General features: G+C 69.1%; 21 protein-coding genes. 8 read left to right on the top strand and 13 right to left on the bottom strand.

Going from position 1 to position 22709, the window contains the following annotated elements; genetic code table 11:
• Positions 1–2: 2 nt before the first annotated feature.
• From OHB23_RS04385 to lysX, 6 genes are all read right to left on the bottom strand, one after another.
• Positions 3–806 carry a transglutaminase-like domain-containing protein gene (locus OHB23_RS04385; protein WP_027505913.1) on the bottom strand — a complete coding sequence of 268 codons (804 nt, stop codon included), beginning with the start codon at positions 804–806 and terminating at the stop codon, positions 3–5.
• A 19-nt stretch (positions 807–825) separates the two neighbouring features.
• The gene (locus OHB23_RS04380; RefSeq protein ID WP_328810962.1) at positions 826–1995 is read right to left on the bottom strand and encodes a zinc-dependent alcohol dehydrogenase; all 1170 of its coding nucleotides are present in this window, start codon (positions 1993–1995) and stop codon (positions 826–828) included.
• Between the two features lie 9 nt (positions 1996–2004).
• Complete coding sequence (locus OHB23_RS04375) at positions 2005–2538, bottom strand: hypothetical protein (protein ID WP_328810960.1); 534 nt, start codon at positions 2536–2538, stop codon at positions 2005–2007.
• A gap of 334 nt (positions 2539–2872) precedes the next feature.
• Positions 2873–3757: an oxygenase MpaB family protein gene (locus OHB23_RS04370; RefSeq protein ID WP_222629337.1), complete on the bottom strand. Its 885-nt coding sequence runs from the start codon at positions 3755–3757 to the stop codon at positions 2873–2875.
• Positions 3758–3783: 26 nt separating this feature from the next.
• Positions 3784–4668, bottom strand: a complete 885-nt coding sequence (locus tag OHB23_RS04365; RefSeq protein WP_328810959.1) for an alpha/beta fold hydrolase — start codon at positions 4666–4668, stop codon at positions 3784–3786.
• 9 nt (positions 4669–4677) lie between these two features.
• Positions 4678–8037 (bottom strand): bifunctional lysylphosphatidylglycerol synthetase/lysine--tRNA ligase LysX, encoded by a 3360-nt coding sequence (gene lysX / locus OHB23_RS04360; RefSeq protein WP_328810958.1) that lies wholly within the window; start codon positions 8035–8037, stop codon positions 4678–4680.
• A gap of 224 nt (positions 8038–8261) precedes the next feature.
• On the opposite strand from lysX, the gene OHB23_RS04355 reads away from it, so the two are divergent.
• Positions 8262–8837: a TerD family protein gene (locus OHB23_RS04355; protein WP_027505908.1), complete on the top strand. Its 576-nt coding sequence runs from the start codon at positions 8262–8264 to the stop codon at positions 8835–8837.
• On the opposite strand, the gene OHB23_RS04350 is transcribed toward OHB23_RS04355, so the two are convergent.
• Positions 8838–9125: a hypothetical protein gene (locus OHB23_RS04350; RefSeq protein WP_235578852.1), complete on the bottom strand. Its 288-nt coding sequence runs from the start codon at positions 9123–9125 to the stop codon at positions 8838–8840. It abuts the gene before it with no gap.
• A gap of 40 nt (positions 9126–9165) precedes the next feature.
• Positions 9166–10392, bottom strand: a complete 1227-nt coding sequence (locus tag OHB23_RS04345; RefSeq protein WP_307108024.1) for a GGDEF domain-containing protein — start codon at positions 10390–10392, stop codon at positions 9166–9168.
• A 165-nt stretch (positions 10393–10557) separates the two neighbouring features.
• On the opposite strand from OHB23_RS04345, the gene OHB23_RS04340 reads away from it, so the two are divergent.
• A complete protein-coding gene (locus tag OHB23_RS04340) occupies positions 10558–11598 on the top strand; it encodes an NAD(P)H-dependent flavin oxidoreductase (RefSeq protein WP_222647791.1) in 1041 nt (346 codons plus the stop codon).
• A gap of 4 nt (positions 11599–11602) precedes the next feature.
• Here the strand turns inward: OHB23_RS04340 and OHB23_RS04335 are convergent, their stop codons facing one another.
• Together OHB23_RS04335 and lat are read right to left on the bottom strand one after the other, a co-directional pair.
• The gene (locus OHB23_RS04335; protein ID WP_027505905.1) at positions 11603–12412 is read right to left on the bottom strand and encodes an alpha/beta fold hydrolase; all 810 of its coding nucleotides are present in this window, start codon (positions 12410–12412) and stop codon (positions 11603–11605) included.
• A gap of 60 nt (positions 12413–12472) precedes the next feature.
• Complete coding sequence (gene lat, locus OHB23_RS04330) at positions 12473–13810, bottom strand: L-lysine 6-transaminase (RefSeq protein ID WP_328810955.1); 1338 nt, start codon at positions 13808–13810, stop codon at positions 12473–12475.
• Positions 13811–13895: 85 nt separating this feature from the next.
• On the opposite strand from lat, the gene amaB reads away from it, so the two are divergent.
• The gene (amaB, locus tag OHB23_RS04325; protein ID WP_328810954.1) at positions 13896–15407 is read left to right on the top strand and encodes an L-piperidine-6-carboxylate dehydrogenase; all 1512 of its coding nucleotides are present in this window, start codon (positions 13896–13898) and stop codon (positions 15405–15407) included.
• 113 nt (positions 15408–15520) lie between these two features.
• The gene (locus OHB23_RS04320) at positions 15521–15718 is read left to right on the top strand and encodes an RNA-binding S4 domain-containing protein (protein ID WP_027505902.1); all 198 of its coding nucleotides are present in this window, start codon (positions 15521–15523) and stop codon (positions 15716–15718) included.
• An 8-nt stretch (positions 15719–15726) separates the two neighbouring features.
• Here OHB23_RS04320 and rraA read toward each other — a convergent pair whose 3' ends face one another.
• A complete protein-coding gene (rraA, locus tag OHB23_RS04315; RefSeq protein ID WP_056440786.1) occupies positions 15727–16221 on the bottom strand; it encodes a ribonuclease E activity regulator RraA in 495 nt (164 codons plus the stop codon).
• A 138-nt stretch (positions 16222–16359) separates the two neighbouring features.
• Here rraA and OHB23_RS04310 point away from each other — a divergent pair, with 138 nt between their 5' ends.
• A complete protein-coding gene (locus OHB23_RS04310) occupies positions 16360–16659 on the top strand; it encodes a DUF6480 family protein (RefSeq protein ID WP_231476342.1) in 300 nt (99 codons plus the stop codon).
• 61 nt (positions 16660–16720) lie between these two features.
• Here OHB23_RS04310 and OHB23_RS04305 read toward each other — a convergent pair whose 3' ends face one another.
• Positions 16721–17488: a MerR family transcriptional regulator gene (locus OHB23_RS04305; RefSeq protein WP_328810953.1), complete on the bottom strand. Its 768-nt coding sequence runs from the start codon at positions 17486–17488 to the stop codon at positions 16721–16723.
• 170 nt (positions 17489–17658) lie between these two features.
• Here OHB23_RS04305 and OHB23_RS04300 point away from each other — a divergent pair, with 170 nt between their 5' ends.
• The 3 genes from OHB23_RS04300 to OHB23_RS04290 all read left to right on the top strand — a co-directional run bounded on the left by OHB23_RS04300 (position 17659) and on the right by OHB23_RS04290 (position 21770).
• Positions 17659–19203 carry a succinic semialdehyde dehydrogenase gene (locus OHB23_RS04300; RefSeq protein WP_027505898.1) on the top strand — a complete coding sequence of 515 codons (1545 nt, stop codon included), beginning with the start codon at positions 17659–17661 and terminating at the stop codon, positions 19201–19203.
• 126 nt (positions 19204–19329) lie between these two features.
• The gene (locus OHB23_RS04295) at positions 19330–20757 is read left to right on the top strand and encodes a hemolysin family protein (protein WP_328810952.1); all 1428 of its coding nucleotides are present in this window, start codon (positions 19330–19332) and stop codon (positions 20755–20757) included.
• Positions 20754–21770: a CNNM domain-containing protein gene (locus OHB23_RS04290; RefSeq protein ID WP_027505896.1), complete on the top strand. Its 1017-nt coding sequence runs from the start codon at positions 20754–20756 to the stop codon at positions 21768–21770. The genes OHB23_RS04295 and OHB23_RS04290 overlap by 4 nt, the downstream gene beginning before the upstream one ends.
• Here the strand turns inward: OHB23_RS04290 and OHB23_RS04285 are convergent, their stop codons facing one another.
• A complete protein-coding gene (locus OHB23_RS04285) occupies positions 21771–22706 on the bottom strand; it encodes a CopD family protein (RefSeq protein ID WP_328810951.1) in 936 nt (311 codons plus the stop codon).
• Positions 22707–22709 lie beyond the last annotated feature (3 nt).

The following is a 22709-nucleotide window of genomic DNA, read 5'->3' as shown; positions in this document are numbered from 1 at the left end:
GATCAGCGCATGGACACGAGTTCGTGCACGTCGTCGTAGGGGAGCATCCCGTCCACCGTGGCCATGACCTGCATGCGGTCCAGAACGATGTACCCGTCGTGGTTGTCGAGGAACGCGGTGTCGGACGCGTCCCGCCCGGTGGCGATGCGCACGAGGCTCTGCCGTGGGGCCAGCCGGGTCGCGTCGACGACGCGCCAGACGCCGTCGACGTAGGCCTCCGCGACCGCGTGGAAGTCCATCGGGTCGCAGCCGGGCGCGTAGACCGCGACGAGGCGGGCCGGCACCGTCATCGCCCGCAGCAACGCGACGACGAGATGCGTGTAGTCGCGGCAGACTCCGCTACCCGCGAGGAGGGTGTCGGTGGCGCCGTCGATGGGGTCACTGCTGCCGGGAACGTAGCGCAGACGGCGGCCGACCCAGGCGGAGACGCGCTCGAGCACGTCGGCGTCGGAGGTGTAGCGCCCGAACTCGGTCTCGGCGAAGCCCAGGAACTTGTCCGACTCGCTGTAGCGGCTCGGCCGCAGGTAGACCGACAGGTCCCGCTCGACCACCGGGGCGGGATCCGCCTCGCCTTCCACGCGGGCGCGGTAGTCGACGACGAGTTGACCACGCCCACAATCGAATCGGTGGATGCGCCCGCCGGTCTCCGCGCGGATCACCGTGGGCGTGATCTCCTCGCCGTCGAGCCGGAACGACAGCGACTCGGTGACCGTCGTCCCCGGTAGTTCGGCGACCGCGATCTGGAACTCGAGGTTGCTGGGGTCGACGACGGTCACGTCGAGGTGGGCAGATACGTCACGCGTCACTCCCGCATGATGCCACCGGTCACGGCCGGAAGATCGCCCGGACGCAGTTGTCCGCCTTCTCCTTGAAGATCGCGTACCCCGCGGGTGATTCCTCGAGCGACATGTCGTGCGTGATCAGGAATGTCGGGTCCAGCTCGCCGGACTGCAGGTGGTCCAGAAGACGCGGGACGTACCGCTGTCCGTGCTGCTGTGCGGAGCGCAGCGTGAGGCCCTTGTTCATGACCAGACCCATGGGGAACTTGTCGGTGACACCGTAGACGCCGAGCACCGAGACGACGCCGCCCTTGCGGACCGTCCGGATCGCCTCCCGCAGCGCCGTCGCGCGGTCGCTCTCGAGGCGCAGCGCCTGCTTCGCCTTGTCGTAGATCTGGCCGACACCGGTGCCGTGGCCCTCCATGCCGACGGCCTCGATCACCGCGTCGGGTCCGCGGCCGCCGGTCATCTCGCGGATCTCGTCGGTGACGCTGTCCGAGGCGGTGTAGTCGACGGTCTCGGCACCGATCTCGTCGCGCGCCATGGCCAGTCGCTCCGGAATCCGGTCGACGACGATCACGCGGCTGGCCCCCATCAGCTGTGCACTGCGCGCCGCCATCAGGCCGACGCCTCCCGCTCCCCACACGGCGATCGTCTCCCCGCCGGTGATCGAGCAGAAGTCCGCACCCATGTACCCGGTGGGAATCGCGTCCGAGGCGAACAGCGCCTGCTCGTCGGTGACGCCGTCGGGAACGGCGAAGCAGTTCTGATCGGCGAACGGCACGCGGATGTACTGCGCGTGCGACCCCTGGTAGCCGCCGAACGGATGCGTGTAGCCGTAGATGCCGCCGGTGGGATAGCCCATGATCGGGCGCTGCAGATCCGCATTCGGGTTGGTGGTGTCGCACAGCGAGTACTGCTCGTGGTCGCAGTACCAGCAGTTGTTGCACGCGATGAACGACGGCACCACCACGCGGGATCCCACACTCGTGGCCGTCACCTCCGCGCCGACCTCGACCACCCGGCCCATGAACTCGTGGCCGATGACGTCGCCCTCCCGCATGCCGGGGAGGTAGCCGCTCAGGAAGTGCAGGTCGGACCCGCACGTCGTCGTCACCGACACCTCCAGAACGGCGTCGTGGGGATTGACGATCACAGGATCGTCCACGGTCTCGACGGACAGGGTGTTCACGCCGGTCCAGCAGAGTGCACGCATGTCGGTCTCCTACTTCTCGCTCGGTCGTGCGGACGGAGTGGGCACGAGTGTCGGGATCTCGCCCGTCTGCTGCAGTGCCCGAGCGCGGTAGAGGATCTTGTAGGCCGCGATGCGCGCCGCGACGTCGGGGAGGGGGAGACCGAGCTCCAGCGTCACCTCGGTCCCGAGGTCGAGCGGAGCCTCGGCGAAGCGCACGACAGCGAGGTCGCCGCTGTCGTCGCGGCGGGTGAACCGCACTCCGTGGTCGTCGGCCGACCGCGTGGTCTCCACCGCGACGGCGACGTCGTTCCCGTCGGAGACGGTCCACGTGACCACGTCCCCGCCGTCGTCCGACACCGAGGCGATGTCGCCCAGCACGCGGGACAACTGTGGGGTGTCCGTCCAGAAGGCGCGCGCGGTGGGAACGTCCACGGCGATGGTCAGGGTCACGGGCCCGGCGGACTCGGCCTCGCCGCGGCCGGTCACCTTCTGCACTGCGGGGTTCTGCAGCGCGGTCTCGGCTGCCGCCTTCACCGCGTTGCGCGCTGTCTCGACGATGCTCACGTCCACCACTCCTCAGGTCTGCGTGGCGGGCGCATACCCGAGGAGGAGTGAGGAAAACGTCGCGGAATCCTTCTCTGTCCGCCGGCTGCTGGCCTGGCGGCACTGGAAGTGAAAGTGAGGCCGTCGGCCCCGCTCACACGCCGCTCCCCGAGCTGCCACTTCTCCCGCTACCAGGAGAAGTGTCATGACCCTGAGACACGAGCGCGTTCGTGACGCCGGTGAAGTCCCGTCACGCCACGACCAGCAGTCGATGAAGGCCGCGGTACCAGCGCTGGCCGGTCTGTCGCGGTCAGGTCGGATGGACCGCTGAGATGCACACGGTTCGGACGCTGCGTCACGCCGTGGTGCGAGTCAGCTCGTCCTGCGCCGTCGGGCCCGCGCCCAGTGCCCACCGGATGGCGGTGGTGACGGCGATGCCGCTCGCGCGCACGGCGGTGGCCTCGGTGATCGGCAGGTAGGGCAACCGGAGGGGGAAGCGGGTCCACCGCGGCATCATCGACACCGCCACCGACGACAGCAGACCGTAGGCGGGGCGTACTGCCAACGGGATCGGTGGGTTGAGCAGGATGAAGCGGGCGGTGCGACGTGCTGCGGGAGTGCCGCGCAGTTCGGGCCGGTACATCGCCAGCATCTCGTTCAGCTCGTCGACCGTCTCGGGCACGTCCTCGGCGCCGAGCCCGCGAGCGACCCAGGCCGACTCCCGGACGTAGGCGTCGCGGCCGCCGGCATCGAGAGGTCGGGCACCGTAACGATCGTGCGCGCGCAGGAAGCTGTCGATCTCCGCGACGTGGACCCACCGCAGCAGGTGCGGATCCGACGCGGCGTACGGCCGCCCGTCCGGCGCGACACCCGTGATGCGCTTGTGCACGGCGCGCACGATCCGCACGGCGCGCTCCGCGTCCTCGATGGTGCCGAACGTGGTCTCGGCGAGGAACGTGCTGGTGCGTTGCAGACGGCCCCACGGGTCGCCGCGGTAGCCGGAGTGCTCGTCCACGGCAGCCATCGCCAGCGGGTGCAACGACTGCAGGAGCAGGGCGCGCATTCCGCCGACGAACATCGACGCATCGGCGTGGACGCGCTGGATCGCCGAATCGGGGCCGTACCGACGCGGCCCCTCGGCCAGGTGGATCCGGTCGCGTCGAGCGGGGCCCTCGTCGCCCGCGACCCGCGCGAAGATGGTCTCGCCCACTCGGGTCTGGACCGTGCGCAGAGGATTCATCTCTCCAGTGTGCGCTCGCGCGGCGTTCAGCCGGTGGAGACAGTTCTCACCAGCGCCGCGACTCGCCGGGGCTGATCGATCATGGCGTGGTGGTGCGACGGGGACACCACGGCGAAGCGGCCGCCGAGGTAGCGGGCCAGACGCTGCTGGCGCCGCAACCACTGCGCTCCCCACGGGGTCCGTCGTCCCGTGTGCGCGGCGGCCACGATGACGGGGACGGACGGAACGGGCGTCGCGCGGCGCAGGCGGTTCAATTCGAGGGCCATGTCGGCGTACACCGCGTACTCGATCGCGGCGGCCTCCAGATAGGAGGGATCGCGGTAGATGCGGCGGAGATCGTCGATTCGGTCGGGCGCGTACCCGTCCGGGGGAATGGCCTGCGTCAGGACGTGGCGCACCGGATCGGCGAGCAACCGTTGCAGACCGGCGGCCGAGACGATGCGGGCGATCACGCGGGTCACCGGAATGCGGATGCGCGGCGGCACCAGGGCCGACGGCGACTTCTCGACGCTCGAGTCGAGCAGCACGAGCCCCGCCGTGCGCGCGGGGTACGACCGCGCGAAGCCCTCGACGTAGAAGCCGGCCATCGAGTGCCCCACCAGGACCACGGGGTCCGTCATCGCGAGGGCGTCCAGGACGGCGAGGATGCGATCGGCCTCCTCGTGCACCGTCGGCACCCGGTCCGGAGGCAGCGGTTCGCTGTCGCCGAAGCCTGGTCGATCGATGGCCACCGTCGTGTGGCCGGCCGCCACCAGCAGCGCGGACACGTCGATCCAGTCGTGCCACGTCGAGGCGAGCCCCCCGCACAGCACGACGACCGGGGCGGGCGCCGCCGCCGCGTCGGGACGGGAGACCACCACGTGCACGGCGGTCCCCAGTACGTCGACGACCACCTCGCCGTTCGGTTTCATGTGAAACATTCAGCTCCGCGGCTTGGCCAACGGGAACGCGAGGGTCTCGCGGATCGACCCACCCGTGATGAGCATGACCACCCGGTCGACACCCATTCCGAGGCCACCGGTCGGCGGCATGCCGTGCTCGAGCGCCTGGAGGAAGTCCTCGTCCAGTTCCATCGCCTCGGGGTCGCCGCCCGCGGCGAGCATCGACTGCGCGGTGAGACGAGCGCGTTGGTCCACGGGGTCGGTCAACTCGCTGTACGCGGTGCCCAACTCGACCCCCCACGCCACCAGATCCCACTTCTCGGCGACGCCCGCGATGCTGCGGTGGGGCCGGGTCAACGGGGACATCGACGTGGGAAAATTGGTGTAGAACGTCGGGAACTCGGTGAAGTCCTCGACGAGGTGCTCGTACATCTCCTGCGCCACGGCGCCCTCGTCCCAGGTCGACTGATACGGGACGTCGTGCAGATCGCACAGACGCTGCAGCTCCGCGAGCGGTGTGTCGGGCCGGACGTCGGCACCGATCTTCTCCGCGACGGCGCCGTGCATGGTCTTCACCGGCCACTCGCCGGAGATGTCGATCTCCGTCATGGTGCCGTCCTCGGCCGGCCGGTAGATCACCTCGCGGCCGTGCGCGGCCACGGCGGCGCGCTGGATCAGCTCCCGGCACAACACCATCGCGCGCTCGTAGTCGCTGTGCGCCTCGTAGGCCTCGAGGATCGTGAACTCCGGATTGTGCTTGAAGTCGGCGCCCTCGTTGCGGAACACGCGACCGATCTCGAAGACCCGCTCCATGCCGCCGACGCACAGCCGCTTGAGGTACAGCTCCGGCGCGATACGGAGGTAGAGATCGAGGTTGTAGGCATTGATGTGCGTGAGGAAGGGTGCCGCGTTCGCGCCGCCGTGAATCTGTTGCAGGATCGGCGTTTCCACCTCCATGTATCCGCGGTCGCCCAACGTGTCGCGCAGCGACTTCACCACCGCGCTGCGAGCACGCATGAGGGCGCGCGCCTGCGGATTGATCTCCATGTCGACGTAGCGCTGACGCACCCGCGCCTCGGGGTCGGTGAGCCCGCGGAACTTGTCGGGCAGCGGGTGCAGCGATTTCGCGTTCATGCGCCAGTCGCTCACCAGCAGCGCGAGCGCTCCGGTGCGACTGCGACCGACCACTCCCGTGCAGGAGATCAGGTCGCCCAGGTCGAAATCGGAGGTGAAGCGTCGCAACCGATCTCGATCGATGCGCTCGCTGTCGAGGAGGATCTGCAGGTCCCCGCTCCAGTCGCGCACGAGGCCGAAGACGACGCCGCCGTAGTCGCGGATGCGCAGCAGGCGACCGGACACGCGCACGGTGGTGCCCTCCGGGGCGTTCGCCGCGGCGTCCACGGTGTGGGTGGGCGGATGCGCGACGGGGTAGGCGTCGACGCCGTCCGCGGAGAGCCTGTCCAGCTTGGACATCCGAACCCGGACCTGTTCCGGCCGTCGCCGGCCGGGCAGCGTGTCGACGGGTGTGTCGTCGGGCTCGCTCCCGTCGGCGTGCAGCGTGCCGTCGGCCAGCAGTGCGGCGGGAACAGCCTGTCGGGTGCCGGTGTGAGTGCGTGCACCGAGGCCCGGCAGCGTGAGGAAGCCCTCCGCGATGGCCGATGCGGTACCCACCTTCGGCAGATCGCGGTTGTCCTCGAAGCACAGATACCGCGGTACCCACTCGGGCTGGTACTTGAGGTTCGATCGGTACAGCGCCTCGAGCTGCCACCATCGCGAGAAGAACACGAGCGTCGAACGCCACAAGCGCAGAACAGGTCCCGCACCGATACGGCCGCCCGCCTCGAACACGGAGCGGAAGACGGCGAAGTTCAGGGACACCTTGGTGATGCCCACGGTGTCCGAGCGGGACGCGAGCTCGGAGACCATGAGCTCGACGGTGCCGTTGGGTGAGGCGGGATCACGGCGCATGAGGTCGAGCGATGCTCCGCTCGCGCCCCAGGGCACGAGGGAGAGGGTGCCGACGACGCGGTCATCCGCATCGAGCACGGCCTCGACGAGCAGGCAGTCGCCGTCGAGAGGGTCGCCGAGGCGCCCGAGTGCCATGGAGAACCCGCGTTCGGTCTCGGTGTCACGCCAGCGGTCGGCACGCTCGACGATGCCCGGCCACTCGTCCTCGGGGATGTCGCGATGCCGTCGGATGCGCACCGTCACGCCCTTGCCGCGCGCCCGATTGACCGCCTGGCGCACCGGGCGCATGTCGGGTCCGTTCAGGCTGAACGAGCGGGTCTGCAGGATCGCCTCGTCGCCGAGTTCGAGCACGGCGAGTCCCGCCCGCCGGAACGCGGCGGCACCGGTCTCGCTCGCTCCCATCACCGCCGGGGCCCACCCGTACCGAGACGACATCTCGAGCCACGCCTCGATCGCGTGAGGCCAGGACTCCTCGAGGCCGATGGGATCGCCGCTGGCGAGGCACACTCCGACCTCGACGCGATAGGTGATGGCGGCCTTGCCGTTCGGTGCGAAGACCACCGCCTTGTCGCGGCGGGTGGCGAAGTAGGCCAACGAGTCGTCGTGGCCGGAGCGGGCGATGAGTCCGCGTAGCGCCGACTCGTCCGTGCCGGTGAGGGCGTTGCTCGCACGCTGCGAGCGGAACAGTGTCACCACCGCCGCGGCGAGGGCGACGAAGGCGAGCAGTCCCAGAAGAAAGTTGAGGAATCCGTGTGGTCGGCCGCTGAACTGCTCGTTGTCCACCAGTGCCAGGCCGGCCACTCGGTTGAGTGACCACAGGAAGGTCTCGTTCCGCGGCAGCGAACCCGGGAAGGCCTCGAGCAGCGCCCAGCCGGCGAGGATGCCGACGATCAGACCGGTGACGAGAACACCGAGTGCCTTCCATCCGGCGCCGCGTCGGACCTTGGTGTCGAACTCGGTGCGGGAGGCGAGCAGCAGTGCGAGCACCGCGACCTGCAGGACGAGGCCGATCCAGGACCCGACGCTGCCGGGATCGTCCACCAGGGTCGATACGTTCACCACCGCGGATCCGGTCGTGTAGAGGAGAGCGATCCACCACGCGACGCGTTTGCGCGTCGACAGCGCCGCGGCGACCAGCGCGACCACGAAGCCGTAGGACAGGCTCGTGTCGGGAGCGTCGATGACGTACGAGTCGAGCCACTCGCGGGGCACGTGGACGAGGGCTCGGAGCGCGGGTGACAGGCTCCACAGGAGGACCAGCGTCGCGTAGACACCGAGCACGAGGCCGACGTGGTGCGGCACCTGCCGCAGGCGGCCCTTGTGGCGCGACCGGCGATCGGCGCGGGCGACGCGGGACGCGTCGGACAGGCCCGACGGGGACGGTGATGCAGTGCCCGCGGCGGATGCCGCCGGGGTCGCCTGTGTGGCCATGATCGAGCGCCTCCTGCCGGGACCGTGGATGACGGGACGAGCCCGTGCTCCGCAGGACACAGGCTGTGACAGACAACTATGCAGCGTTCGATGCCGCCGCGCGCCCTGTGCTGCGCGGCGGGTCGTCACGAAGGGCCGGGAACCGGAACGACGTCGGGTTCGTTGGCCGGGCAGCACCGATCCGAATACGGATGAATCGGGCGAAACGAGAAGGGATCTCTCACATGGGCGTCAGCCTGACCAAGGGTGGCAACGTGTCTCTCACGAAGGCCGCACCGAATCTGACCGCGGTGTCCGTCGGACTCGGATGGGATCTGCGCACGACGACCGGAACGGATTTCGATCTCGACGCCAGCGCCATCGCGCTCGGCCCGGACAAGAAGGCGCCCGGCAACGAGTACTTCGTCTTCTTCAACAATCTGAAGACTCCGGACGGCTCGATCCAGCACACGGGTGACAACAAGACCGGTGAGGGCGACGGTGACGACGAGGTCATCGACGTCGATCTCGCAGCGGTCCCGTCCACCGTCGACATCGTCACGTTCCCCGTCTCGATCTACGAGGCCGACGCGCGCTCGCAGTCGTTCGGCCAGGTCCGCGGCGCCTACATCCGCGTGATCGACAAGTCGAACGGCACCGAGCTCGCCCGTTACGACCTCACCGAGGACGCCTCGACGGAGACCGCCATGGTGTTCGGCGAGCTCTACCGCAACGGTGCGGAGTGGAAGTTCCGCGCCGTCGGCCAGGGCTACGCCTCCGGACTCGCCGGCATCGCCCGCGACTTCGGCATCAGCGTCTGATCAGTCTCGACGCCTGATCTCGGGGCGGTCGGCTCGTCGCCTCGCGCGCACGACGCCGACCGCCGCGATGATCATGCCCACGATGGACAGCACGTCCGACTCGGTGAATCCGTGCTGGAGTGAGAACACCACCAGCACACGGCCCTCGAGCGGTGCGTTGAAGAGCAGCCAGCCGATCGACGCGAGCACCACCGCGGAGATCGACCAGGCGTTCGGCCGCGCCAGGCACCACGCCGACGCGGCGAACAGCGAGTTCATGACCACGAGTGCGTGGAAGATGTCGATCACGGGGTGGGTTTCCTCGTCTGGGTCCGATGCAGGGCGGGTGTCACAGGAAGGTCGAGAGCAGCCGATGCCCGCCGGCGGCCTTGGCTCGGTACATCATCGAGTCCGCACCCCGCGTCGCGCGGTCGATCGCCCCGGGTCCGGAACTCCACAGCGACGAGTCGGGAGTCAACACGGCGACGCCGACGCTGGCGGTCACGGGAATGGTGTCCTGTCGATCGTGGACCGTCTCGGTGACACGGGCGACCACCGACTCGACGTCACCGTCCACATCGGTGAGGACCGCCACGAACTCCTCGCCGCCGGTACGCGCGAGCACCCCGTGGCCGTCGAAGAGCTCGGCGAGCCGGGTCGCGACCAGGACGATCACGGTGTCGCCCTGATCGTGTCCGAAGCGGTCGTTGACGCTCTTGAAACGATCGATGTCGATCATCACGACCACCACGGGCGATGTGGTCGCGAGTGCCGTCTCCCACAGATCCTCGACCGAGTTCTGCAGACCGCGGCGGTTCCTGACGCCGGTCAGCGAATCGAGGTCCGAGGCTTTCGCGTCCGTCGAGACGAGTGACCACGCGATGGACGCGAAGACAGGCACCCCACTGCTCGCGCCGCTGGCCACCAGCACCGCGGCGATCGCGTCCCACGGCCCCCACAGGTTCTGGACGTACGCCAGGGTGCCGATGAGGACGATGACGGCATTGGTGAACGCGAGATGGGCGAGCAGCACTCGTGGGCTGAGGAAGAACGTGCAGAGAGCGCCGTTGATCGCGAACAGGAAGGTGCCGATCAGTGCCGACGTCGGGGTGTCCAGCAGGATCACCGACGCGATGCCGACGTCGCCGAAGATCAGGAACCCGAGGAACTGCGCCTTCGTGTCCGGCGTCGGTCCCGTGAGCACCCAGATCATCGCGGCGATCTGCAGGGCCAGCACGAGGAAGACGTAGACGATCGCCGGCGTGCCGGAGGGGCCGTTGGGCGAGGCGAGCATCAACATGGACACGGTCGCGTTGAGCAGCACCGCGCCGGCGAAGACCAGCCGGATGATGCCGTGGATGGACCGGGTGGAGTGGTGGACGAAGATCCAGTCGAAATCGTGCGGCGTGGTCAGCCACCGACGCACGACGTCGAGTGCGCTGTCCCGAGGCCGGTGGGTGAGGGGTCTGCGTTGCGCGTTGCGGATGCGCCGGGATCCGCTGTGTCGACCCGGGCGAGCGCGATCGCGGGACGCGCGGACGCGCTGCGTGACCGGCGGACGAGTCGGGTGCGGCATGCGTGGAGAATCCCTTCGAACTCGATGCGACCCCCGACGCGGCGTGTGTCCCTGCTGGTGACCAGTGAAGTGTACGTGTAGTCGGTTTGGTCGGCCCGAAACCGGTGAAAAATCGGGTATTCGTGGTAGGTAGTCGAGATCACCCCTCGACGTACGATCGGCCGCATGACCGCTGTGTTCCCTGCCAGGCTTCCCGTCGTGTGCGCGCCGATGGCCGGAGGCCCGTCCACCCCCGCCCTGACCGCCGCCGTGAGCGATGCCGGTGGCCTGGGGTTCCTGGCCGGAGCGCTGCTGAGCCCGGAGGCGCTCGACGGCCGGCTCTCCGAGATCGAGTCCCTCACGTCGGCGCCGTACGGCGTCAATCTCTTCCTCCCGTCAGCGCACATCGCGGTCGCCGACGAGATGGAGTCGTACCGCGCCGCGCTGGCCCCGATCGCCGCCGAGTTCGGGGTCGAACCCGGCCCGGCGACACCCGGCCCCGACGACATCGACGCGGTGATCGACGTGGTGCTCGCCCACCGCCCGGCGGCCGTATCGGTCACGTTCGGTCGACCCGGCGCCGAGCTCACCGCCCGCGTGCACGAGATCGGCGCCCTGATGATCGGGACGGTCACCTCCGTCGACGAGGCCCGCGAGGCCGTCGAGGACGGGGCCGACATGCTCGTCGTCCAGGGCAGTGAGGCCGGCGGACACCGGGGCGTCTTCACCGACGACGCGTCGTCTCCTCGAGGCGGTGACGCGATGTCGCTGCCGTCCCTGCTGCTCGCCGTCGGACTGTCGGTCGACGTGCCCTTGATCGCGGCCGGCGGGATCATGGACGGGTCCGGCGTGGTGGCCGCTCTCGGACTCGGCGCCGTCGCTGCGCAGATGGGCACCGCGTTCCTGTGCTCAGACGAGGCCGGTACCTCGGCGGTGCACCGCGCCGCACTGCTGGACCGCCGCTACCGGCGCACCGTGGTGACGCGTGCGTTCTCGGGACGACCGGCTCGGGGACTCGAGAACGAGTTCGCGGCGCAGTTCACGGCCTCCGCACCGGCCGGCTATCCCGATGTCAACGCGATCACGGGCCCGATCCGCACCGCGGCGACGGCTGCCGGCCGAGCTGACGTGCCCAACCTGTGGGCCGGTACCGGGTGGCGTTCGGTGACCGCCGCGCCGGCCGCGGACATCGTCGCGCGGATCGTCGCCGAGATGGAGACCGCCTAGAACCTCAGGACGGGTCTGCGGTCGGGGACCGGTCCTGACTTCCCGCGAGGAGGATCGACGCGATCAGCTCGGGGTTGTCCGTCATCGGCACGTGGCCGACCCCGGGGACCGAGATGACGCGGGCGTGCGGGAAGCGGCGACGGACGCCCCGCACCTGGTAGTGCGGCAGGATCAGGTCTCGCGTGCCCCACGCCACCGTCACCGGCACCAGCGGTTCGGTGAGTGGCGGGAACTCGAACGGCGCGTCGATGCCCGCGTCGATCATCGCGTTGGTGGTGAGTGACGAGGCGTCGACGACGGCGGCTTCGTACGACACCCTGCTCGGATGCGCGAAGAACGGCAGCAGCGTGGGGTACCGCACCGCCCGCATCTTGAGCGCAGTCGGTGTGGCCTTGCCGAACGTGCGCGCGACGGTCCGCATCGCGCGGAACGTCACCATGGTCCGAGCCTGGTCGGTGTGGTTGAGGAAGAAGCCGGCGGGGGACAGCGCGGTGGCCGACGCCACCTCGCCCTGCGCGGCGAGACACAGCGCGACGTAGCCGCCGAGCGAGTTGCCGGCGATGTGCACCTGGTGGTCCGGCTCCTCGATCTCGCGGACGAACTCGGTGACCTCGTTCTGGAGCGTGAGCAGCACGTTCTCACCGGACTCGTGCAGCGGCTCCGACTCCCCGTGCCCGGGCAGGTCCACGGTCACGACCCGCCGATAGGGCGTGAGCAGGTCCAGCACCGCGTCCCACGCCTGGCGGCGGTGAACGACTCCGTGCACCAGTACGAGGGTGGGACCGTGACCGTCGACGTCGTAGCGCAGTGTCATGGGCGGATGGTAGCGGAGCCCGGCGCAGTGCCTGTCACTCGGCGTACACAGACAATCCGGTCACGAGCTGAGAACCCGGTCGATCGCCGCGACGGCGTCGGCCAACGCATCCTCGGTCACGGTCAGCGCGGGACGGAACCGGACGCTGCGCGAGCCGCACCCCAGCATGATCACCCGCTCGTCGACGAGGAGCCGCGTGATCAGTCGATCGCGAGTCGCGGTGTCCGGCAGCGAGAACGCCCGGAACAGGCCGCGTCCCCGCACGTCGGAGATCGACGGGTGACGCACCGCGAGTGCGTCGAGAGCGGCGCCGAGGATCGCGCCCCTCTCCGCGGCGCGGGCGATGAGGCCGTCGCGTTCGATCACCTCGAGGATCCGCCGTGCTCGCACCATGTCGGCCAGGCCGCCGCCCCACGTCGAGTTGATCCGGGATCCGACCTCGAAGACGTTGTCGCGCACCATGTCCACGCGGCGGCCCGCCATGATGCCGCACACCTGGGTCTTCTTGCCGAAGGCGAGGACATCGGGTTCGACGCCCAGCTGCTGGTGCGCCCACGCGGTGCCGGTGATGCCCGCCCCGGACTGGACCTCGTCGACGACGAACAACGCGTCGAACTCGTGGCACAGAGCCTGCAGCCCGAGGAGGAACGACGGTCGGAAGTGATGGTCGCCGCCCTCGCCCTGGATCGGCTCGACGATGGCGGCGGCGATGTCGTCGGGGAACGACTCGAACGCGGCCCGCGCAGCGGCCAGTGAGCGCGCCTCGAGAGCGTCCATGTCCGCGCCCTCGCGCAGGTACGGCGACGGGATGCGGGGCCAGTCGAACTTCGGGAAACGCGCGACCTTGATCGGATCCGTGTTGGTGAGCGACATGGTGTAGCCCGACCGGCCGTGGAAGGCGTGCTCGAGGTGCAGGATCCGTCCGCCCAGTGCCGGGTCGAGACCGCGGGACTCGTTCAACCGGCTCTTCCAGTCGAAGGCCACCTTCAGGGCGTTCTCGACGGCGAGCGCACCGCCCTCGACGAAGAAGAGGTGGGGTAGTTCGGGGATGCCGAGCACGCGCGCGAAGGTCGCGACGAAGCGGGCCATCGGCTCGGAGTAGAGGTCGGAGTTGCTCGGCTTGTGCAGCGCGGCCGTCAGCAGATCCGCCCGGAACTCGTCGTCGCGGGCGAGCGACGGATGGTTCATCCCGAGCGCGTTCGAGGCGAAGAACGTGAACATGTCGAGATAGGACGCACCGGTCCGCGCATCGACGAGTGTGGAGCCGTGCGACCGCTCGAGGTCGAGAACCATGTCGAAGCCGTCGGCCAGGATGTGGCGCGACAGCACGTCGTGGACCGACTCCGGCGCACTGGCGGGAACGGGGGTGGTGGGCCGCGATGGCAGTACCTGCGTCATGAAGGCGAAAGTACGCGATAAAATACTGTCAAACAACAGCTGGGCCGGAATAAATCCTGTCACGACCATCGGAGACAATGAATCCATGACATCGACCGTCGACCTGTCCGCCCGTACGTCCGAGCTGCTCGCCGCAGTCGGGGCCGCGCCGCTCGACCACGACTCCGGCCTGGCCGCGACCAGCCCGATCACCGGTGCGGTGCTGGGCCACGTGCCGCTCACGAGCGACGTGGACTCGGTGATCGCCGCAGCCGCGGACGCCTACCGGTCGTGGTCTCTCGTTCCCGCGCCGGTACGCGGCGGTCTGGTGCGTGAGCTGGGTGAACTGCTCCGCGAACACAAGGACGCACTCGGTGAGCTGGTGTCCATCGAGGCCGGCAAGATCGTCAGCGAGGGCCTTGGCGAGGTCCAGGAGATGATCGACATCTGCGACTTCGGCATCGGACTGTCCCGCCAGCTCTACGGCAACACCATCGCCACCGAGCGGCCCGGCCACCGGATGATGGAGCAGTGGCACCCACTCGGAGTCGTCGCCGTGATCACGGCCTTCAACTTCCCGGTCGCGGTGTGGTCGTGGAACACCGTGCTCGCCCTCGTCGCCGGCGACACGGTGGTGTGGAAGCCGTCGGAGAAGACGCCCGTCACCGCGGTAGCCGTGCAGGCGCTGTTCGAGGAAGCCGCACGCCGTGCCGGGGTGTCGCCGGCGGTGGCGCAACTCGTCGTCGGTGACCGTGCCGTCGGTGAGACCCTCGTCGACGATCCGCGCATCGCCCTGGTCTCCGCCACCGGATCGACCCGCATGGGCCGCGAGGTGGGCCCCCGCGTCGCGGCACGGTTCGGCCGCGTGCTCCTCGAACTCGGCGGCAACAACGCCGCGATCGTCTGTCCGAGCGCCGATCTCGACCTCACCGTCCGCGGCCTGGTGTTCTCCGCGGCCGGCACGGCCGGTCAACGGTGCACGTCCCTGCGCCGCGTCATCGTGCACGAGTCCGTCGCCGACACCCTCGTCGACCGACTGGGTACCGCGTACTCGTCGTTGCCCGTCGGGTCGCCGCTCGACTCGTCGACGCTGGTCGGACCGCTGATCGACGAGGCCGCGCACGACGGGTACGCCGACGCGTTGGAGCTCGCGCGGAAGGACGGCGGCACCGTCGTCGCGGGTGGTGAGCGGGTGCGAGTGGCGGGCGCCGAGGACGGTGTCTACGTCCAGCCGGCCATCGTGCGGATGCCCGCGCAGACCGACGTGGTGCGCCGTGAGACGTTCGCGCCCATTCTGTACGTCATGACCTACAGCGATCTGGACGAGGCCATCGCCCTCCACAACGACGTACCGCAGGGGCTGTCGTCGTCGATCTTCACGACCGACCTGCGCGAGGCGGAACGCTTCCTGTCGGCGGCAGGGTCGGACTGCGGCATCGCGAACGTGAACATCGGCCCGTCGGGCGCGGAGATCGGCGGCGCGTTCGGCGGCGAGAAGGAGACCGGTGGCGGGCGCGAATCGGGCAGTGACGCCTGGAAGTCCTACATGCGACGCACCACCAACACGGTCAACTACAGCTCGGAGCTGCCGCTCGCCCAGGGGGTGACGTTCCTGTGACTGCGGGAAGGCCGGAGGCCGGCCGGGATCACGCGGGAAGGCCGGAGGCCGGCCGGGATCACGCGGGAAGGCCGGAGGACGGCCGGGATCACAGCACCGATCGAACGGTCGAGATCCGCGACGAGGTGATCAGGCTGGGGCAGTTCCTCAAGCTGGCCGACCTCATCGAGTCGGGGTCCGAGGCGAAGGCTGTCATCGCGGACGGTCTCGTCGAAGTCAACGGTGAGACCGAACTGCGCCGAGGACGTCAGCTCCGTGCGGGCGACACCGTCACCGTCGGCGGGGTGTCCGCCCGCGTCGCTCAGGCCTGAGCTGCCGGTCAGCCCTGAGGCGGGAGGGGTTGCGCCGCGACGACGACACCGTCGTCGTCGCTGTAGACGAACTCGCCGGGGATGAAGGTGACTCCGCCGAACTCGACTGTGACGTTCTTCTCACCCGACCCTGTCTGCGTGCTCTTGCGCGGGTTGGTTCCCAGCGCCTTCACCCCGATGGCGAGAGTCGTCAGGATGGCCGAGTCGCGCACGGCACCGTTGACGATGACGCCCGCCCACCCGTTGTCCACACCGCGCCCGGCGATGATGTCGCCGACGAGGGCGGTGTGGACACTCGCGTCGCCGTCGACCACCAGGACTCCGCCGTTGCCGGGCTCCGACAATGTCTGCTTGACCAGCAAGTTGTCCTGAAAGCAGCGAATGGTGGTGATGGGTCCGCAGAACTCCCGCACGGCCCCGAGCTGACGGAACTGCGTGTCGCAGCTCCGGATGTCCGGCCCGATGGTGTCGGCGAGATCGGCGGTCGCGATGAAGGTGCTCATGGCGTCACAGGCTAGCGGCAGTCCTGCGGCACGTCGGGTCACGCTGTCGGGGACACCCGCCGGGGCGGCGGTTGGTGCGTCGGCGGTTCGGTCCCTCGAGGTCGATTGGACGGTGCAGGTCGGGGGAACCCGCACGTCATGAGTACAAGTCACGACGGCAACGACGGTCACACCGGTGACGAGACTGCGCGCGACGCCACCCGAGAGGACCACCCCATGTCCGGCCAGAACCCCGATCCCGCAGAGACTGCAGGACTCGAACCCGGTGGCAGCATCGTGCCGGGTGACACGCCGCCGGACTCCACGTCGGCCGCGGGTCCCAATCATGAACCGCCCCAGCGCACTCGGACACCCGCGATCGTGTTCCTGGTCGCGGTCGGCGTCGTCGTGGTGCTGATCGTCCTCGGTGTCGTGGGCAGGATCGCGGGCCTCGTCTAGAGCCCCCGACAGAACTGACGACGGAGCACGTGGCCTCTCGGCCTCGTGCTCCGTCCGTGTGTCAGGCCCCGTTCTCGCGGGCGTTCGCTCCGACGACGGCGACGATCCACTCCGCCAGCCCGGCGGCCCGCCCGTCGTAGTGCGCGCGGAACCGCTCGTCGGCGGTGTACATCCCGGCCACGCAGACATGCATCGCGTGATCGCAGTCGTAGAAACGGTCGATCGACGCTCGGTGGCGTTCCGCGAGGACGTCGGCCTCGTCCGAACCGGGCTCCACGCCGCGGAGCATCGCTGCAGCGAGATCAGCCTCGAGTTGTTCGGTGTCGGCCTTGATCGCACGCCAGTCGTCGGCCGACATCGCGGCGGTGCGCTCCGTGCTCTGGGCCCACGCATCGGTGGTTCCCCAGCGCTCGCGGGCCTCGTCCTCGTACCTCTCGCCGGCCCAGTCGTCGCCCCAGATCTCACGCTGCTCGGCCGGGGTCAGGTTCGTACCCATCGTCTTCCTCTCGATCACGGTGTCCACGGCGTTCGCCATGGCTGTCAGGTGAGCGATGCGCCGGTCGAGCAGGGTGCGCTGCCGTCGGAGATGCTCGAGCGCGTCCGCGGCGGGATCGTCGAGTATCTCCTTGATCTCGGTCAGCGGGAACCCGAGTTCGCGATAGGTCAGCACGGAGTACAGGCGCTCCACGTCCTGCGAGGAGTAGGTGCGGTATCCCGCAGGAGACCTGCCGCCGGGCACCACCAGCCCCACCGCGTCGTAGTGGTGCAGGGTGCGCACGCTGACGTCTGCCAGCGCGGCGACCTGTCCCACGGTCAGTGCATCGTTCACACCGGTCACTGTCCTGCCTCCCGTTGCGTGAGGGTCAAGCACAATCTTGGCCCGATCCGCCGAGGCGTCCGGTCGGGGGCTGTGTCCGAACGCACTCCTGGCGTACCGTGTCGATACCGACGGTGTATCCGTCAACCGTCGTCACACTCATCCGCCACTGGGAGATACGCATGTCAGCGCCGACCGCAGACACGTTCACACGACTCGTCGCCCTCGCCTCGGTCGCACCGGGCCGGGAGACCAAGCCCGTCATCGAGGTGTTCACCGGCCGCGAGATGGCGACCATCCCCGTCGGCACCCGCGACGACGTGCTGGCGGCGAACGACAAGGTCCGCGCAGCCCAGAAGCGGTGGGCGACGACGTCCATCGCAGATCGAGCGAAGATCCTCCACAAGTATCGCGACCTCGTGTTGAAGCACCGGGCGTCGCTCATCGACCTGGCGCAGGCAGAGACCGGGAAGTCCCGGTCCGCCGCCCAGGAGGAGGTCCTCGACATCGCGATGACGGCGCGGCACTACGCGCGGGTCTCCGGCGAACTGCTGAAGAGCAAGCGCGTCAAGGGCATGCTTCCCGTGCTGACCAAGACGCAGGTCAACTACCAGCCCAAAGGCATCGTCGGCATCATCTCGCCGTGGAACTACCCGATGACCCTCGCGGTGTCCGATGCCATCCCGGCTCTGATGGCCGGCAACGGCATCGTGCTGAAGCCGGACAGCCAGACGCCGTACTGCGCGCTCGCATGTGTCGAACTGCTCTACCAGGCCGGTCTGCCCCGTGACCTCTTCGCCGTGGTTCCCGGCCCCGGATCGGTGGTGGGCACCGCCATCGTCGACACCTCCGACTACCTGATGTTCACGGGTTCCACCGCCACCGGCCAGCTTCTCGCCGAGCAGACCGGTCGGCGACTCATCGGGTTCTCCGCCGAGCTCGGCGGCAAGAACGCCATGATCGTCGCCGCCGGCGCCAAGATTCCCGAGGTGGTCGACGCGGCCGTCCGTGCCTGCTTCTCCAACTCCGGTCAGCTCTGCATCTCCATCGAGCGCATCTACGTCGAGAAGTCGATCGCCGACAAGTTCACCGCCGCGTTCGGTGAGCGGGTGCGCCGCATGACGCTGGCCGCCACGTACGAGTTCGGGGTCGAGATGGGCAGCCTCATCTCGGAGGACCAGGTCAAGGCCATCTCGAACCACGTGGACGATGCGAAGGTGAAGGGTGCGACCGTGGTCGCCGGCGGCAAGGCACGCCCCGACATCGGCCCGCTGTTCTACGAGCCCACCGTGCTCACCGGCGTGACCGACGACATGGAGTGCTGGGGAGCCGAGACGTTCGGTCCCCTCGTCTCCATCTACCCCGTCGCCAGTGTCGACGAGGCTGTCGAGCGGGCCAACGCCACCGAGTACGGACTGAACGCCAGCGTGTGGGCGAAGACGAAGGCGCAGGGCGAGGCCATCGCCGCGCGACTGCACGCCGGCACCGTGAACGTGGACGAGGGGTACGCGCCGACCTGGGGAAGCACCGGTGCGCCGATGGGCGGCATGGGTGTCTCGGGCGTCGGTCGTCGGCACGGACCGGACGGCGTCCTGAAGTACACCGAGTCGCAGACCGTCTCCACGACGCGCCTGATCAACCTCGGCGGACGACGGCTGCCTCCGAAGCTCTGGGCGAAGACGTTGCCGATCTTCATCCGGGCGCTGAAGTACGTGCCGGGACGGTAGCGGCGCGCATCCCGTAGAATCGGGCGAAACACCCGCAGCGACTAGAGGACGAATGGACAGCGACAAACCCGGGCCGGTCATGGCCCCCCTCGTATCGACCGATGCGACCAGGGCGGTGACCGGCACATGAGCGAGTTGTTGACGCTTCTCCTCGGTATCGTCGTCGTCGTCGGAATCACCGCCGGCACAGGCTATTTCGTGGCCCAGGAATTCGCCTACATGACCGTGGACCGGTCGAGGCTCGAAGCGCGCTCGAAAGCGGGTGACACCGTCGCCGCGCGCACCCTGGCCGTCACGAAGCGCACGTCCTTCATGCTCTCGGGCGCTCAGTTGGGCATCACCGTCACCGGCCTGCTCGTCGGTAACTTCGCCGAGCCGCTCATCGGACAGTCCCTCGGGACTCTGCTCGGCGGCGTCGGCATTCCGAGCGGTGTCGGACTCGCCGTCGGTGCGGTGACGGCGCTGGTGGTGTCGACGTTCGTGCAGATGCTCTTCGGCGAGCTGTTCCCCAAGAACTTCGCCATCGCCCGCCCCGAACCCGTCGCGCGATGGCTCTCGCTGTCGACGACGATCTACCTCAAGCTGTTCGGCTGGCTCATCCGTGTCTTCGACGCCTCGTCCAACGCGCTGCTGAAGGCGCTGAAGATCGAGCCGGTCCACGACGTCGAGCACTCGGCGACCCCGCGCGACCTCGAACACATCGTGGCCGAGAGCCGGGGCACCGGTGACCTGCCCGAGGAGCTGTCCACACTGCTCGACCGCATCCTCGACTTCCCCACCCAGACCACGGGTCACGCGATGATCCCCCGCGCGAAGGTGGCGACGGTGCGCTCCGACTCCACCATCGCCGAGGTGCGCGCCCTCATGAGCGTCGAGCACTCGCGGTATCCGGTGCTCCATGCCGACGACTCGATCGAGGGCGTCGTGCACCTGCGCGACGTGCTCGCCACCGACCTGCCCGGCGACACACCGGTCGCCGTGCTGTCCCGCGACGCACTGGTGCTCCCCGAGACCCAGATGCTCCCCGACGCCATGGGGGAGCTTCGCGCGTCGAAGAACCAACTCGCCTGCGTCATCGACGAATACGGCTCCTTCACCGGTGTCGTCACCATCGAGGACCTGGCCGAGGAGCTCGTCGGCGAGATCACCGACGAGCACGACGACGCCGACGGCGCGGAACCCGTGCCCGGCGACGACGGTGTGTGGACGGTGGCCGGCGACGTCCACCTCGACGAGGTGGAACGTGCTCTGGACCGCGAACTTCCGGAGGGTGACATCGAGACCATCGCCGGACTGGCCATAAGCGTCCACGGATCGCTTCCCGAGGTCGGCGACGTCATCGAACTGGAGCTGCCCATCGACCCCGGTGACCTCGCGACCGACGCCGAACCGCCCCGACGGTTCCTCGTCATGAGAATTCAGGAGATCGACAACCACGTGCCGTCGTCGGTCACGCTCGAGGTCGTCGAGCGTGGCGGGAAGGCCGGAGGCCGGCCTGAATCAGACACGGCCTCGAATGATTCGACCGCGGTCGAGACGGAGAGTGCGCTGTGAGCAACCCCCTGGTGTTCCTCGTCGTCACCGTCGGCCTGATCGCGCTCAGCGCCTTCTTCGTCGCCGTCGAGTTCGCGCTCCTCGCCGCCAAGCGGCACCGGCTCGAGGACGCGGCGGCCGATTCGCGGTCGGCGCGCGCCGCGCTCCGCAGTTCCACCGAGCTCACGGTGCTGCTCGCCGGCTCGCAGCTGGGTATCACGTTGTGCACGTTGGCACTCGGTGCGTTCACCAAGCCCGCCGTGCACTACTGGCTCCGGCCGCTGTTCGAGTCACTCGGTCTGCCCTACTGGGCATCCGACGTGCTCGGCTTCGTCCTGGCCCTGATCATCGTGACCTTCCTGCACCTGGTCGTCGGCGAGATGGCGCCGAAGTCGTGGGCCATCGCGCATCCCGAGAAGTCGGCGACGATGCTCGCGATCCCGATGCGTGTCTTCATGTTCTTCACCCGCCCGATCCTGGTGTCGCTCAACGGGATGGCGAATGCACTGCTGCGCCGGGCCGGTGTGGAGCCGGCCGATCAGGTGATGTCGGGCCAGAACCCGGACGATCTCGAGCAGCTGGTCGCGCACTCGGTGAGTGTCGGATCGCTGGACAAGGGCTACTCGGATCAGCTCTCGAGTGCGCTGGAACTGCAGAAGCTCACGGTGGCGGACCTCGTGCGCATCGATTCCGAGCCCACCGCGGTGGCGACGACGGCGACGGTCGCCGACGTGCGGGCGGCGTCGCTGCGCACGGGCCATCTGCGCATCCTCGTGCGGGACGGCGCCGACGTGATCGGTCTGGTCCACGTGCGAGACACGTTGCAGGCGGAGGACTCCCGCTCGGTGGACGACTTCGTGCGACCGGCCTTCGAGCTCGACGCCGCCGCGCCCGTGTACGTCGCGCTCGCGGAGATGCGGGAGACCCGCAACCATCTCGCGGTGGTGCGCGACGGCGGTGCGGTGGTCGGTGTCATCACCATGTCGGACGTGCTCGTCCGGTTGCTGCCCAGCGCGGACCCGCTGCCCGCGTGATCAGGCCGTGGTCGCCAGTGCGGCGGCCACGCCGAACGCCGCGGCCATCGCCGCGGTCTCGACGACGGCACGCCGCGTCGAGACCGTGGCGTGCGTGGTGTGGGCACCGATGACGCTCACCCACGTGCGCCGTCGCCACCACCCGCCGATCACCAGGGCGACCAGCAGGACCGACTTGAGCAGGATCAGCCGCCCGTAGTCGGTGTCGACCAGGGCGGTCACCGAGGTGAGCCGCACGGCGGCGTTGACGACACCGGTGACGGCGACGGCGACCACACACCACAGCGCGGCCGCCGAGTAGCGCGGGAGCAGATCCGCCCAGGCGGTCCGTGACCGCAGGGTCACCGCCATCGCGACCAGCAGCCCGAGCCACACCGATGCCGCCACGACGTGCACGGCGACGAGCAGCGCGCCGACGGCTTGCTGCGCCATGTGGCCGGTCATCGGGCGAGCGATGAGGGCGACGGCGGTGGGTACGACGACGACGATGCCGGAGACTTCCAGATCGGTGCGGAGGGCAGTGGCCGCCAGCACGGCCATCGCGAGCGCGACGACCACGACCGCGGAGCCGATCCGGCCGTTCGCGATGTTCTGGACGTAGTCGGTGAACGTGCCGAGCGACACCGCGGTGGCGCTGACGGCATCGGACCGCGCCGCCCCCAGCACCAGCAGCGTGACCTCGGAGACTGCCCAGCACGCGGCCGCGACGAGGGCGCCGCGCCACGCGAGGTGGTCGTCGACGTGCCGGGAATCGCGGGCCCACAGGATCAGCAGACCGAACCCGAGCACCACGGCACCGGCGACGTCGGCACCGGTCCGCACGAGGGAGTCGAGCGGAAGGTCGGAGGGCGCCAGTACGAGGGCGGCGATCACTCCGAGCAGAGCAGCCGGAACGACGGCGAGCGGTGACCACCGCGCCGTCGTCGTTCCGGCCACGAC

The sequence above is a fragment of the Rhodococcus sp. NBC_00294 genome (assembly GCF_036163995.1).
GTDB lineage: Bacteria > Actinomycetota > Actinomycetes > Mycobacteriales > Mycobacteriaceae > Rhodococcoides.
Note: the sequence above shows the minus strand (reverse complement) of the source record. Positions and strands in the feature narration are given on the sequence as shown.

Bases quoted from the DNA above. Each gene is read 5' to 3' on its own strand.
- rraA (WP_056440786.1), bottom strand. From the start codon at position 16,221: ATGAGCACCTTCATCGCGACCGCCGATCTCGCCGACACCATCGGGCCG.
- lat (WP_328810955.1), bottom strand. From the start codon at position 13,810: ATGACGCAGGTACTGCCATCGCGGCCCACCACCCCCGTTCCCGCCAGT.
- lysX (WP_328810958.1), bottom strand. From the start codon at position 8,037: ATGGCCACACAGGCGACCCCGGCGGCATCCGCCGCGGGCACTGCATCA.
- OHB23_RS04370 (WP_222629337.1), bottom strand. From the start codon at position 3,757: ATGAATCCTCTGCGCACGGTCCAGACCCGAGTGGGCGAGACCATCTTC.
- OHB23_RS04380 (WP_328810962.1), bottom strand. From the start codon at position 1,995: ATGCGTGCACTCTGCTGGACCGGCGTGAACACCCTGTCCGTCGAGACC.
- OHB23_RS04335 (WP_027505905.1), bottom strand. From the start codon at position 12,412: ATGACACTGCGCTACGACGTCGACGGTCACGGTCCCACCCTCGTACTG.
- amaB (WP_328810954.1), top strand. From the start codon at position 13,896: ATGACATCGACCGTCGACCTGTCCGCCCGTACGTCCGAGCTGCTCGCC.
- OHB23_RS04340 (WP_222647791.1), top strand. From the start codon at position 10,558: ATGACCGCTGTGTTCCCTGCCAGGCTTCCCGTCGTGTGCGCGCCGATG.
- OHB23_RS04300 (WP_027505898.1), top strand. From the start codon at position 17,659: ATGTCAGCGCCGACCGCAGACACGTTCACACGACTCGTCGCCCTCGCC.
- OHB23_RS04365 (WP_328810959.1), bottom strand. From the start codon at position 4,668: ATGAAACCGAACGGCGAGGTGGTCGTCGACGTACTGGGGACCGCCGTG.
- OHB23_RS04295 (WP_328810952.1), top strand. From the start codon at position 19,330: ATGAGCGAGTTGTTGACGCTTCTCCTCGGTATCGTCGTCGTCGTCGGA.
- OHB23_RS04355 (WP_027505908.1), top strand. From the start codon at position 8,262: ATGGGCGTCAGCCTGACCAAGGGTGGCAACGTGTCTCTCACGAAGGCC.
- OHB23_RS04345 (WP_307108024.1), bottom strand. From the start codon at position 10,392: ATGCCGCACCCGACTCGTCCGCCGGTCACGCAGCGCGTCCGCGCGTCC.
- OHB23_RS04310 (WP_231476342.1), top strand. From the start codon at position 16,360: ATGAGTACAAGTCACGACGGCAACGACGGTCACACCGGTGACGAGACT.